Annotated in this window: 11 protein-coding genes; 1 reads left to right on the top strand and 10 read right to left on the bottom strand. The window is 55.4% G+C overall.

Going from position 1 to position 12,612, the window contains the following annotated elements:
* Positions 1-106: 106 nt before the first annotated feature.
* On the bottom strand, positions 107-1,405 hold the full coding sequence (gene urtA, locus BUA49_RS06230; protein ID WP_072796335.1) for an urea ABC transporter substrate-binding protein: 1,299 nt from the start codon (positions 1,403-1,405) through the stop codon (positions 107-109).
* Between the two features lie 381 nt (positions 1,406-1,786).
* On the bottom strand, positions 1,787-2,011 hold the full coding sequence (locus BUA49_RS06225) for a VF530 family protein (RefSeq protein WP_072796334.1): 225 nt from the start codon (positions 2,009-2,011) through the stop codon (positions 1,787-1,789).
* Between the two features lie 214 nt (positions 2,012-2,225).
* On the opposite strand from BUA49_RS06225, the gene BUA49_RS06220 reads away from it, so the two are divergent.
* Positions 2,226-3,404, top strand: coding sequence for a magnesium transporter (locus BUA49_RS06220; RefSeq protein ID WP_072796333.1), 1,179 nt, complete (start codon positions 2,226-2,228; stop codon positions 3,402-3,404).
* Positions 3,405-3,482: 78 nt separating this feature from the next.
* On the opposite strand, the gene BUA49_RS06215 is transcribed toward BUA49_RS06220, so the two are convergent.
* From BUA49_RS06215 to BUA49_RS06175, 8 genes are all read right to left on the bottom strand, one after another.
* Positions 3,483-4,307, bottom strand: coding sequence for a sulfite exporter TauE/SafE family protein (locus BUA49_RS06215; RefSeq protein ID WP_072796332.1), 825 nt, complete (start codon positions 4,305-4,307; stop codon positions 3,483-3,485).
* Positions 4,308-4,371: 64 nt separating this feature from the next.
* A complete protein-coding gene (locus tag BUA49_RS06210) occupies positions 4,372-5,211 on the bottom strand; it encodes a hypothetical protein (RefSeq protein WP_228704413.1) in 840 nt (279 codons plus the stop codon).
* A gap of 120 nt (positions 5,212-5,331) precedes the next feature.
* Positions 5,332-7,725: a Lon protease family protein gene (locus BUA49_RS06205; RefSeq protein WP_072796331.1), complete on the bottom strand. Its 2,394-nt coding sequence runs from the start codon at positions 7,723-7,725 to the stop codon at positions 5,332-5,334.
* A 394-nt stretch (positions 7,726-8,119) separates the two neighbouring features.
* Complete coding sequence (locus tag BUA49_RS06195) at positions 8,120-8,302, bottom strand: nuclear transport factor 2 family protein (protein WP_072796329.1); 183 nt, start codon at positions 8,300-8,302, stop codon at positions 8,120-8,122.
* 109 nt (positions 8,303-8,411) lie between these two features.
* A complete protein-coding gene (locus BUA49_RS06190; RefSeq protein WP_228704412.1) occupies positions 8,412-9,275 on the bottom strand; it encodes a phytanoyl-CoA dioxygenase family protein in 864 nt (287 codons plus the stop codon).
* Between the two features lie 478 nt (positions 9,276-9,753).
* Entirely contained in the window at positions 9,754-10,119 is a 366-nt protein-coding gene (locus BUA49_RS06185; RefSeq protein ID WP_072796327.1) for a hypothetical protein, read from the bottom strand.
* 207 nt (positions 10,120-10,326) lie between these two features.
* Positions 10,327-11,391: a class II fructose-bisphosphate aldolase gene (gene fba / locus BUA49_RS06180; protein WP_072796326.1), complete on the bottom strand. Its 1,065-nt coding sequence runs from the start codon at positions 11,389-11,391 to the stop codon at positions 10,327-10,329.
* A gap of 49 nt (positions 11,392-11,440) precedes the next feature.
* Positions 11,441-12,601, bottom strand: coding sequence for a phosphoglycerate kinase (locus BUA49_RS06175; protein ID WP_072796325.1), 1,161 nt, complete (start codon positions 12,599-12,601; stop codon positions 11,441-11,443).
* Positions 12,602-12,612: the final 11 nt, after the last annotated feature.

Genomic DNA, 12,612 nt, shown 5'->3' with positions numbered 1-12,612 from the left:
GGTTGCGTCCTGTCCTGGTGAAAAAGGGTAAAGCGAAAATGCTGTGTTAAAAAAGCGGACGAGGAAAAAGCCCTCGCCCGCAAAACGGTGCTAACCGCTTGAAACTTTACTCAGCAGCTGCTTTGGCCTTACCACCGCAGGTGCCGGAAACCACGTTGAAGTTTCCGCAGAACAGCGGCTTGCGCCAGTCACTGATCAGGTCTTTGGAACCCGGCAGGAAGTCAGACCAGGCATCGCCCGCTACGGTAGACGGCGTTTCCCAGACTACGGAGAACTGGCCGTTGTCCTGAATCTCGCCGATCAGCACGGGCTTGGTGATGTGATGATTCGGCATCATGGTGGCGTAGCCACCGGTGAGGTTAGGAACGGCTACGCCGATGATGGCGTCTTTCACAGCATCTACGTCAGTAGTGCCGGCCTTCTTGACCGCCTCGATGTACATGTTGAAGCCGATGTAGTGCGCTTCCATCGGGTCGTTGGTGACGGCCTCTTCGTTACCCGAATAGGCAACCCAGGCATCGATGAAATCGTAGTTGGCGTCACTTTCCACGCTCATGAAGTAGTTCCAGGCCGCCAGATGCCCCACCAGAGGCGCGGTGTCTATACCAGACAGTTCCTGCTCGCCCACGGAGAAGGCAACCACCGGAATGTCGGCGGCGTCGATACCCTGGTTGCCCAGTTCGCGGTAAAACGGAACGTTGGCATCACCGTTGATGGTTGAAACCACGGCGGTCTTCTTGCCAGCGCTACCAAACGCTTTGATATCGGAAACAATGGCCTGCCAGTTGGAATGACCAAACGGCGTGTAGTTGATCATGATGTCGCCAGCGGCCACGCCTTTGTCCTTGAGGTAGGTCTCGAGGATCTTGTTGGTGGTGCGAGGATAAACGTAGTCGGTGCCTGCCAGAACCCAGCGCTCAACGCCAATGTCGTTCATCAGGTAGTCAACCGCCGGAATGGCCTGCTGGTTGGGCGCGGCACCGGTGTAGAAAACGTTCTCGGAGGATTCCTCACCCTCGTACTGAACCGGGTAAAACAGAAGGCCGTTCAGCTCTTCTATCACCGGCAATACGGATTTACGGGAAACCGAGGTCCAGTTACCGAAGATCACGTCCACTTTTTCTTTTGCCAGCAGCTCACGGGCTTTTTCGGCAAACAGCGGCCAGTTGGAGGCGGGGTCCACAACCACCGGCTCAAGCTGACGACCCAGCACACCGCCGGCTTTGTTCTGCTTTTCGATCAGCATCAGCATGGTGTCTTTCAGGGTGGATTCACTGATCGCCATGGTGCCGGAGAGGGAGTGCAGGATACCGACCTTGATAGGATCTTCAGCGGCAACGGAGTTGAGAGAGATGGATAGCGCCAGTGCAGAGAGGCCCAGTTTCACGTTTTTTTTGATGCTCATTTCGTCATCCTTTGCATTCTAGTGGGTTGCGCAATTCGTCAGTTACGCAACCCTGCTCTGCACTAGCCGTTCCAGACTTTAAAAACTCCTTTATATTTCAGATGGTTACTATAGAAAAACAGGCGCTGAGCGGCTCACGCCACACAGCAACATGCCCAAAAACGTGCAGTCTAAAGAGAGGCGCTTAGTTATGGTGCAATCTGGCTGGAGAGCGGATGCGAGGCGATCAGAGCCGCACTGCATCCATCGCCTCCTGGCATGGCATTCTCCCTGTCCCTTCTTGGGCCGGGTGGACGTTTTTTGCCAGTTCACTGACCGATATATAACTGACGTTCCAATGTACGCCTAAAAGCCGGAAGATGAATGGTGAGCTTGCTTTCTTTATCCTTCTTCAAAAGTTGATATATACAAGCTCTCAACCTTGTCTCTGGCCCACTGGGTTTTGCGTAAAAACTTCAACGATGACTTGATCGACGGGTCGCTTTTAAAGCAGTTGATGTTGATTCTTTGCGCCAACCCATCCCAGCCGTAATGCTCTTGCAGCCTTGTTACGACTTGCTCAAGCGTTACACCGTGCAATGGATTGTTCGGTTGTTCGTTACTCATGCGTCTCATACACCACTGTTAATCTCGGATAACAGGCACGAATCAATGCCCGCGGGTTTTAGCGCTTTTGGGTGGGCTGCCTGACATTGGGATGACAGGCAAATCCAAGGGTATTGTCGGGGGAAAGCGAGGACGTCACAAGCCGAAACTCACTCCACCGCTTTGTCCCGCTCCTGCTATAGTCAGATTTCCAACACCGATACCGGAGCGCGACATGACGCAGAGTATGGAGCTGACCGAGCAGATTGAGCATATCCGAGAGCTCACTCCCCTGGATGCCGCCGAAGCGCTGGTCGGGCTGCCGGCGGACGATATCCAGTTCATTCTCTCGCGATTGCCCGCAGAACAGGCTCTGACCATTGCCTCTCACCTGGGCGAAGCAGCGGCGCCGAACAACGCAGCCACCCGTGCAGTGCTCTCCGGTATGGAAGAAACCATTGGTGAACTGATGACACCGGTGACAGCGACGTTACCGGAAAGCTATACCGTCGCCGAAGCGCTGACTTTCATGGTAAAGAGTGCCGACGTTTCCGAGATCAGTTACATCTTCGTGACGGAAAATGACCGTCTGGTGGGTGTGGTGGGTATGCGCGACCTGATTCTCGCCAAGCCCTCCGAGGCTCTGTCCAGCATCATGGTGCGCGAACCCTTCGCCTTTCTACAGAAAACACAGGTGGAAGACGCAGTTAGCGAGGTGCTTTACCGGCACTACCGGATGTACCCGGTGGTGGACGAGCAGCAGCATGTGGTGGGCGAAGTGCGCGGCTGGAAACTGTATGAACGCATCGCCTCGGAACTGAGCGCCCAGGCCGGCTCCCAGTATGGTGTGGCGAAAGAAGAGCAGATTAACACGCCGGTGCTCGCCGCCTTCCGCATGCGACACCCCTGGCTGCAAGTGAACCTGATCACCGCCTTTGCCGCAGCCTTCGTGGTCGGTATGTTCGAGAGCACCATCACCCAGATCGTCGCCCTGGCCGCCTTCCTGCCGGTACTTGCCGGGCAGAGCGGCAATACCGGCTGCCAGGCGCTGGCGATTACCCTGCGTGGCATTACGCTGGGGCAAATAAATGATTATCCAATCCGGCGATTACTGCGCAAGGAAGTTCTGCTGGGCGCGCTCAATGGCGCCGCTGTGGGCGTCATCGCCGGCATCGCCATGTTTGCCTACGCCATGGCCACCGATTCGGCAAACCCGGCCATGCTTGGCCTTGTCATCTTCATTGCCATGATCGGCGCCTGCATTGGCAGCGGTATTTTCGGGGTAGCCGTGCCATTGGTGCTCAAACGCTTCGGCGCCGACCCTGCCACCGCCAGCAGTATCTTTCTGACCACCTTCACCGACATTATCGGCATGGGCCTGATGCTGTTCCTGGCAACCTCATTGGTGCTGTAACCAGGCTGACTGCGCAATGCCCTTTATGGCTGCCCTGAGGGGCATACTTAACCGCATCGAATTCACCGAAGAGTGCGGTTAAAGCAACACGCTGACCATACCAGCGCTACTGACCACCAACAGCACCACTCCCAGCAGGCGGAAAAACACCGGTGTTTCCGCTTTCACAATGCGCTCGTGAAAGCGCAGCCCGATCACATGTCCTATGGCGGCGCAGGGCAGCAGCCATACGTGGTGAATCAGCTGCAGGTCAAGTCCGACCCAGATAAATGCTGCCAGCTTGATCAGCACCAGAATGAACCAAAGGCCAAACAGCGTATCGCGCAGTTTCTCTCGCGCCACGTGCTGCGCCGCAACCGCAATAATCAGCGGAGCGCCTATCAGCGAGGTGCCGCTGATATAGCCACCGGCCATCAACAGCGCCACATCCACGGTTTTACTGTTACTGCGAAATGGCCGGTTAATGATGTACGACATCGCGTAAATCGCGACAATCACGAAAATAATCGCACTCAGCACATTTGCTGGCAGCGTAACCAATCCAAACACGCCAATCAGCTTGGGCACCAGCATAATGCGCAGCATTCGCCACAGGTAGGGCCAGTCAACCGTGCCTTCCGGCGCTTTTGCGACAACATCAGGCCCGAATCCGGTTAATTTCTGGCTGCTCTTGCTATCTTTTTTGTCAGGACTGCGGCGATTGTTCATCCAGATGGTCAGCGATGAAAACACCAGCAGGTGCACCGCGATGATGGGCAAAAATACCAGCGGATCGTCTTTAACGAGCAGCAAGAATGGCAGCGACAGCACCGCCCCACCAAAGCCCAGCCCGGAACGTACAAAACCACTCCAGATGAAAATCAGCGCGATCAAGCCATACTGAATTAGGGAAAGATCTGACATAACTTCCTGAGCGGTGGAAAAATGGTTCAAGTTTAACGATTTTCTCAAGGCTACGCAGGGACTATTAATTCGCCCGAACAAAGACCCAGTTGGTCCCGACGTTGTCGCACACGATGACGTCGCGATCGATGGCTTCACACAGGGACAGATTTTCTGGCAGCTCATCGTGGTAGCGGGTTTTCACGCCCAGAGTTTTTCGGTCCTGTTTGAGCAGCTCGTAGGTCTGCCCCATACGCTCGGAAAAATCCACGCCGCCGCCTTCCAGGGTGTGAAAGGCGCTGTGAAATGCCGTGAAGCTCATGGTGTTTGCGCCAAGGCCAATGGCCAGCATTTTAGGGATGTAACGATCATAGGCGGCCGAAAGATAAGATCGCACGGCTTCATCATCGTTACGTTCGCCATCGAAAGGCACTATTCCGAGGCGATTACCCGGTTCCAGTACGCCATCGTCCAGTGATGCCAGTGTGCGATTGCCTGCCAGCTCATAGGCCGATTTCGGGCACTGAATGAACTCGTTCCTCAATTGGCAATCCGCCAACCCCGGGGCAATCGACGGTTCAGAGCCGGATTCATTCGCGGGTTCCCCCGGTAGCGTGGTCGCCTCAGGTTCAGGGGTGGCCGAAACCTCGGGCAATGTCAGGCTCAGACGTTTGGCAGGCTGACGCAACAACAGCGCCTGCACCTTTGGATCATTACGCTTGAAATCCACCATAGAAGGCAGGCTTGCACCTCCACCGAGCTCTACAACCTCGCAGTAGAGACGTTCCAGGTCCGACTGGGCTGACGCCAGACAGGCTTCATCGGCGCCGGCGATCGAAATCCAGCCAACGGCAAGAATCATGAGCAGTTGTTTTTGGTAGGCGATCACTGCAACTCCATCTGGTGTACTTTCATTGCTTACCATACAACGCCTGGCTCCTCTCGACGCTGACTCAACCGACTCACCACTCGCCCCTGGGCAAACCAGGCCGGCATGCCTGGAGCCGGAACTGGTCAGGGCGTAACCGTAATCGGCAGGTTCAGTTCAGACAGCAGAGCCTCCGCTACCGCTCGTATTGTCGTCGTCATTTTTCTTACTGACTTCGGCAAACTTCGCCAGCCGATCGGCCACCAGGCGATTAAAGGTGTTCTCCGGGTAAACGCCATCGGCACCGGGAACGCCGGCTTCCATGCCGGTCATCAGCTCAATGGCCTGATCGATATGACTGAGTGGGTAAACGCTGAACCGCCCTTCCCGCACGGCTTCCCGAACCTGCTCGTTGAGCATCAGGTGCTCCACGTTACTGGCCGGAAGCAGCGCGCCCTGGCCAGCCACTCCTCCAGACAGCGCGCACACATTGAAAAAGCCCTCGATTTTTTCGTTCACACCACCCACGGCCTGAACCTCGCCGTGCTGGTTCATTGAACCGGTCACCGCCAGTGACTGCTTCAAAGGAACACCGGTAATGGCGGATAGCAACACGCAGGTTTCCGCCACCGAGGCGGAGTCCCCCTCCACTCCACCGTAGGACTGCTCGAACGCCAGGCTGGCAGACAGCGAAAGCTGCCCCATCGGGGCATAGCGGTTGGCCAGAAAGCGGGACAGAATCATCACCGCCTTGCTGTGAATCGGCCCGCCAAGCTTGGCTTCCCGCTCGATATCCACCACCTGCCCTTTACCAGGGCGCGCGGTGGCGGTTATGCGGGTTGGCTGGCCGAACCGGGTGGCGCCAATCTGCAACACGGAAAGGCCGTTCACCTGTCCCACCTGCGCGCCCTCGGTGGCGATCATCATTACGCCCCGGCGGATCTGATCCAGACTGCGCTCGCGAATACGGCTGGCCCGGTACTCCCGCTCATCAATGGCCTGCTGTACGTGCTCAGCACCGATGTGGCTCTCTCCAGCCTGACTTGCCCAATGATCTGCTTCGGCAAGCAAGTCTTTCAGCTCACGGTCGTGGGCTGTGAGCTTTTTCTGATCACTGGCCAAACGGCTCGCATGTTCAATCACCCTCGCCACCGCAGCCTTGTCGAGCACCTTCAACCCGGAAGCCCGGGCCATAGTGGCAATCATCCGGGCATAGAGCGTGTAACTTCCATCATCCCGGTCCAGATCGTCTTCGAAGTCTGCTTCCACCTTGAACAGGTCCAGAAAGTCCGGATCGTAATGGGACAACAGGTAATACAACATACGGTCGCCCAGCATAACCACCTTCACGTTCAGCGGAATCGGCTCTGGCTGCTGGCTGACCGTGGACGCCAACCCATACAAACGCTCCAGCGATTCGATCCGGATTTCACCAGAGAACAGAATACGCTTCAGGCTCTCCCAGGCCAGAGGCTGCATAAGAATGCGCCGGGCGTCCAGAATCAGGTAACCGCCGTTGGCCCGGTGAAGGGAGCCGGCACGAATCAGAGTGAAATCGGTATACAGGTTACCCTGACGGGCCCTGTGTTCGATCTGACCGCTCAGGTGCTGATGGGTGGGCAGGTCTTCATACACCACCGGGGCTCCCCGGGTTTCGGCATTGTCGACCAGCAGGTTCACCCGGTACCGGTTCAGTAACCCGGCGGGAGCACCATTCTCGTCATCCTGGAAGGCTTCGGCGTGCTCCACTATGTCTTCCCGCACCGCATCCAGGTGGGCGACCACCACGGGCATATGCGACCACTTCTCGCGCAATTCACCGATGGGGCCACCGAGCGTGAGCTGCACCATCTCGTCATTAAGCTGATGTATCCGCTCCCGCACTTCCTTGCGCAACCGCGGAACCTGCTGGATAGCCTGCTGAAGCTTTTTCTGGAGATCTTCCACCTTGGTTTCAACCAGCTCTTTCTCTTCATCGGAGAAGTTTTTGTACTCCTCGGGCTCGATCACCTCGCCTTTGCGCATAGGGGCAAAGGAAAACCCGGCGGGCGTGGATACCATGGCAATGTTATTGGCATTCGCCTCTTCCTGAATGACCAGCAGGCCTTTCTGCTGGCGACGGGTCACCTCCTCCTGCAGTTCCTGAATATGGGACTGGTATTCCTCACTTTCGAACGTAGCCGGAATGGCCGTTCTCAGCTCGCTGACCAGATCGTTCATGTCGTTCCTGAACGTTCGACCGTCGCCCGGCGGCAACTCAATGGTGTTCGGTTTGTCTGACTGCTGGAAATTGAACACATGGCACCAGTCAGACGGCACCGGCTTACCTGCGGCGTGACTGGCCAGAAATCGCTTTACCAGTTCATGCTTGCCCGCGCCGGTGGGCCCCAGCACAAACAGGTTGAATCCACTGGCAGTCATGCTGGCCCCGAATTCCAGGGCCCGCAGCATGCGATCCTGACCAAACGGCAGTTCAAGGTCTTCCAGCGTTTCGGTGGTTTCAAAGTCCAGCTTCTCCGACGGACAGCGGTGGTAAATCTGATCCTCGGTTAACGCCTCGGGTACAGCCATTCTTGCTCCTCAGGATTCCTTGCTTTCGAGTTACCCCTTCTGCGACCGCGCCCGAAGGGCCGCGCGACGCTGATATTTTCATTGGACCACACTTCGCAAGCCTTGTAGAACTCGGGAACGGCGGGCGTGCCGGGCGCCAGTGTGACCCAAGGCTACTTTGATGCTGTAAATGTCGGGAGGACGACAAGCCAGAGGTTGCCACCTTCAAATGTGTAGGCTTCAAACAACTCGGGCCACGACTTGCCTTGCCAGAGCTCAAACGAAAACTCGAAAACGAGCGTGAGTGCGAGCCACGCCAACCCAATACCCCAAACCTGCAACGGTTGGCTAGGGTCCAGCCAAGGTAACGACAGGTAGGCCACACCAATTATCAAAACCGAAAGCAGCAGGCCACTCAGCGCGAGTGCCGCCTGGGGTCGTGGGCACTCAAATAGGCTTTGGTCAGGGCTTTGCCACGCTGTGGCGTATGGACGATTGGTGAGATGAACACTGCGTCTTCTGCTAGCAGGCTGTCCAAGCGGGATGGGTCACTGGATTTGACGAGTTGGTGCCAGGCTTCAATTGGGTGTTGGTTCATTGACTCGGTTCCTTGGAGTTAGGTAAGAATGGTCCTGACGCCGCCAGCATGCGCGACTTAGTAGTGGAGGCAAAGCCGCAAAGAAAAAGGTGCGTCGTGCAAGGCCTTGTTAACTGCCTTGTTTCTTGCCGCTCAATGTACGCTTGGGATGCATACCATTAACCATGCCCATAAAAGGCGGATGAATCGAATAGCCAACCATGCTCAGCAATTGTTCAGGAAGTGCGGCCAAAGTTTCTTGGCTTAATTCCAGAAAGAAATTTTCCTGTGGGCGTAGCCAAGGCTCACAGTACTGACATGTAACAGCAAGGCGAGATGATGCTGACTGGTTGCTACCACCACCGTGCCAAGTTGTACCGAGAAAGAAAACAACTGACCCCGCAAGCATGACGGCTGGAACGACTTTACTGCGATCAGTGACTATTTCCTGGCCAAGCAGGTGACTTTCCGGGATGAGAACCGTTGCACCATTATCTTCTGTGAACTCATCAATAGCCCATACCGTTGCCGCGCCGAGAGGCTTGCGGGGTCGGGGTATGGGATAGAACCCATCATCAAAATGCAGTGGCTGGGCAGCCTCCCCAGGCAAGATATTGATTATTTGGGCTTGGCTAAGCAGATAATTTGGCTGAAAAAGTCGATTCAGAAGGCCGGTAATTCTCGGATGAACGGCCAGGGAATCAATAGCCCGCGTTTGTTCCAGAACATTGTAAACCCGCTGTGTTTTCACGCCCTCAAAATTATTGCGGCCGGGTTTATTCAACAGCGGTGAGGTTGCCGCTCGGATTGACTCTAATTCTGATTCGCTAAGCAACCCTTCGATAATGACATAGCCATTTTTCTGCAAGGCCTCAAAATCCTGAGCAACTAACGCTCTTGTTGCTTCCGCCTCAGTGGGCGCATAGGCCTTGTGTTTCCTTGCAAGATCACCTTGAAGCTCAACAACTGAATCAATGTTTTGGGTTTGATTCACTTTCGAATGCTCCTGCATTGTTTCGTATGGCGGTTACCGCCCAAATAAGCGGTGGCCGAAAAAAAGCTTAATTGGCCGGTTATGCACTTTTGAGAAGCTTAGCCAGATCCTGAGAATCTAGCGCTTCGCCAACCCAAAGGGCCACTTTTCTTGCGCCAGCACCTAAACAAAGCTCCCTGAACAATCTTTCTTCAACTTCGCTGAGACCGCCATCAACCATCTCCTCTGGGTGAACGACAACCGCAACCGACTTAGGGATAAAGCTTCTGTTTAGCGGCGCACATGTAGCGCAGCGAAATGGGCTTCCGGTGCAGGGCCATCGGCCCGGAACAACCTTCATGGCCTTGTTAAATTTTGATAATGGAACTGCATTCGTTCCAGTGCTTGAGGTTGAAGCTTTTCTGCAGTGGCCTCACCATCACCATATGACGTTGAAAAAATTTTGAGTGCTGAATAAGTTCTTTCCAGCTCCGAAAACTCAGGCCACTGCAATTGAAGGTACTGCTCCGCCGGCCGCTCCAACAACATACATTTGTAAATGTTTTTCAGTGACCTCGTCGATATAGCGTTTTTGAACTGGGCTAATCTCTTTTATCCAATCTCGTCCCTGTATGCCTGCATCGATGATGTTTCCGATATCCTCGATTGCAAATTCATAGGCCTCACTATGGAGTTGCTTGCAACTCATTCCGATGCTCGACTCCACTTCATTAATTCTTTGCTCAAACGTATCGTTTATCGCATTTTGCGGATCAAATCCTTCGCTTTGAAATTGGGGCAAGACATACGAAAAGACAAATAAAATACCGAGAGAAAATCCGGCACCTGCAAGGATAGCGATCAAAAAATAGCGATTGTTTTGGTACTGGAGAGGTCATCGGCCGTTGTCCTTAACAAGCAGTGCGTCCATAGCGTTTAGCTTCCAACACTAGCCCATCTCTGGACTATTTGCCGCTGTCTTTTGCAATACTTTGTTAATTTGGGTGAAGAATATCGAGGAGGGAAAAACCACAGCCCCAGGCAAGACACCCAGGGCTGTTTCACAACAGTCTTACTTAACTTTAGGATCCAGTTCGCCAGCTGAGTAGCGTTCAAACATACGATCCAGGCTGATCGGTTTGATCTTGCTGGCGTTGCCAGCGCAGCCGAAGGCTTCGTAGCGTGCGATGCAGACTTCGCTCATGGCCTTCATGGTTGCTTGCAGGAATTTGCGCGGGTCAAACTCGGCCGGGTTCTGGGCCAGGAAACGACGCACAGCGCCAGTGCTGGCGAGGCGCAGGTCGGTGTCGATATTCACTTTGCGCACACCGTGCTTGATGCCTTCCACGATTTCCTCAACCGGTACACCGTAGGTTTCGGGAATCTCACCACCGTATTCGTTGATGATTTTCAGCCATTCCTGGGGTACGGAGCTGGAGCCGTGCATAACCAGGTGGGTGTCTGGAATGCGTTTGTGGATGGCTTTGATCTGCTCGATGGCCAGGATGTCGCCTGTGGGCGGACGGGTGAACTTGTAGGCGCCGTGGCTGGTGCCAATGGCGATGGCCAGTGCGTCTACGTGGGTCTTCTTTACGAAGTCTGCGGCTTCTTCCGGGTCGGTCAGCATCTGGCTCATGTCCAGAGTGCCTTCGGCGCCAATGCCGTCTTCTTCACCAGCCTGGCCGGTTTCCAGGGAGCCCAGGCAACCCAGCTCGCCTTCTACAGATACACCACAGGCGTGGGCCATTTCTACGGTACGGCGGGTTACATCTACGTTGTATTCATAGTCCATCGGCGTTTTGCCGTCTTCGCCCAGGGAGCCGTCCATCATTACCGAGCTGAAGCCCATCTGAATGGAACGCTGGCAAACAGCCGGGCTGGTGCCGTGATCCTGGTGCATTACTACCGGGATGTGCGGCCACTCTTCTATGGCCGCGAGGATCAGGTGGCGCAGGAAGGGAGCGCCGGCGTATTTGCGGGCCCCGGCGGAGGCCTGAACAATAACCGGGGAATCGGTTTTGTCGGCGGCTTCCATGATGGCGCGCATCTGTTCCAGGTTGTTTACGTTAAAGGCTGGCACACCGTAACCATGCTCGGCGGCGTGATCCAGCATTTGCCGCATCGAAATCAGGGCCATTTGGTTGTCTCCTTGGTTGGACAGTAATTTGAAATCTGGTCAGAAATTTTTACGCGCCGCGCTCTTCCAATACGGCTACGGCTGGCAGCACTTTACCTTCCACAAATTCCAGGAAGGCTCCACCGCCGGTGGAAATATACGAGATCTTGTCAGCTATGCCGTATTTGTCAACGGCAGCCACTGTGTCACCACCACCGGCCAGTGAGAAGGCGTCGCTCCCGGCGATGGCTTCGGCCAGGGTTTTGGTGCCATTACCAAACTGATCAAACTCGAATACACCTACAGGGCCATTCCACAGAATGGTTTTGGCGTTCTTGAGCAGTTCAGCGAAATGGCCAGCGGTTTCCGGGCCTACGTCGAGGATCATGTCGTCTTCGGTAACGTCGGAAATGTTCCGGATAGTGGCCGTTGCGTTTTCAGCGAACTCGCTGGCAACCACTACGTCTACCGGCAGCGGGATGTTAACGCGGGAGGCGATATCTCTGGCCGTATCCAGCAGTTCGTGCTCGCACAGAGATTTGCCCACCGGGTGGCCCGCTGCGGCCAGGAAGGTGTTGGCGATACCGCCGCCTACGATGATCTGGTCACACACTTTCTCGAGGGCGTTAAGCACGTCGAGTTTGGTAGAGACTTTGGCGCCACCAACAATGGCCACAACCGGCTTGGCCGGGTGATCCAGGGCTTTGCCCAAGGCTTCCAGCTCAGCCGCCAGCAGCGGACCTGCGCAAGCTTCCGGTGCAAAGCGTGCAACACCATGGGTTGATGCCTGGGCGCGGTGTGCGGTGCCGAAGGCGTCCATCACGTAGATGTCGCACAGGGCCGCGTATTTCTTTGCCAGTGTTTCGTCGTCTTTCTTTTCGCCTTTGTTGAAGCGAACGTTCTCGAACAGCACCACTTCGCCGTCGGCTACTTCAACACCGTCGAGGTAGTCTTTGATCAGGCGCACTTCCTGGCCCAGCACTTTGGTGAGGTGCTCAGCAACCGGCTTCAAGGAGGAGGCTTCGTCGTAAACGCCTTCTTCCGGGCGGCCCAGGTGGGACATCAGCATGACTTTGGCACCCGCATCTTTCGCTGCCTTGATGGTCGGCAGGGATGCGCGGATGCGGGCATCGCTGGAGATCACGCCGTTCTTTACCGGCACGTTGAGGTCTTCGCGAATCAGAACCCGCTTGCCAGCGAGGTTCAGGTCGGTCATTTTTTTGATGGCCATGATCTGGGTTC

Source organism: Marinobacter antarcticus, from assembly GCF_900142385.1.
GTDB lineage: Bacteria > Pseudomonadota > Gammaproteobacteria > Pseudomonadales > Oleiphilaceae > Marinobacter > Marinobacter antarcticus.
Note: the sequence above shows the minus strand (reverse complement) of the source record. Positions and strands in the feature narration are given on the sequence as shown.

Bases quoted from the DNA above. Each gene is read 5' to 3' on its own strand.
- BUA49_RS06220 (WP_072796333.1), top strand. From the start codon at position 2,226: ATGACGCAGAGTATGGAGCTGACCGAGCAGATTGAGCATATCCGAGAG.
- fba (WP_072796326.1), bottom strand. From the start codon at position 11,391: ATGGCCCTGATTTCGATGCGGCAAATGCTGGATCACGCCGCCGAGCAT.
- urtA (WP_072796335.1), bottom strand. From the start codon at position 1,405: ATGAGCATCAAAAAAAACGTGAAACTGGGCCTCTCTGCACTGGCGCTA.
- BUA49_RS06175 (WP_072796325.1), bottom strand. From the start codon at position 12,601: ATGGCCATCAAAAAAATGACCGACCTGAACCTCGCTGGCAAGCGGGTT.
- BUA49_RS06215 (WP_072796332.1), bottom strand. From the start codon at position 4,307: ATGTCAGATCTTTCCCTAATTCAGTATGGCTTGATCGCGCTGATTTTC.
- BUA49_RS06210 (WP_228704413.1), bottom strand. From the start codon at position 5,211: ATGGTAAGCAATGAAAGTACACCAGATGGAGTTGCAGTGATCGCCTAC.
- BUA49_RS06225 (WP_072796334.1), bottom strand. From the start codon at position 2,011: ATGAGTAACGAACAACCGAACAATCCATTGCACGGTGTAACGCTTGAG.
- BUA49_RS06195 (WP_072796329.1), bottom strand. From the start codon at position 8,302: ATGAACCAACACCCAATTGAAGCCTGGCACCAACTCGTCAAATCCAGT.
- BUA49_RS06205 (WP_072796331.1), bottom strand. From the start codon at position 7,725: ATGGCTGTACCCGAGGCGTTAACCGAGGATCAGATTTACCACCGCTGT.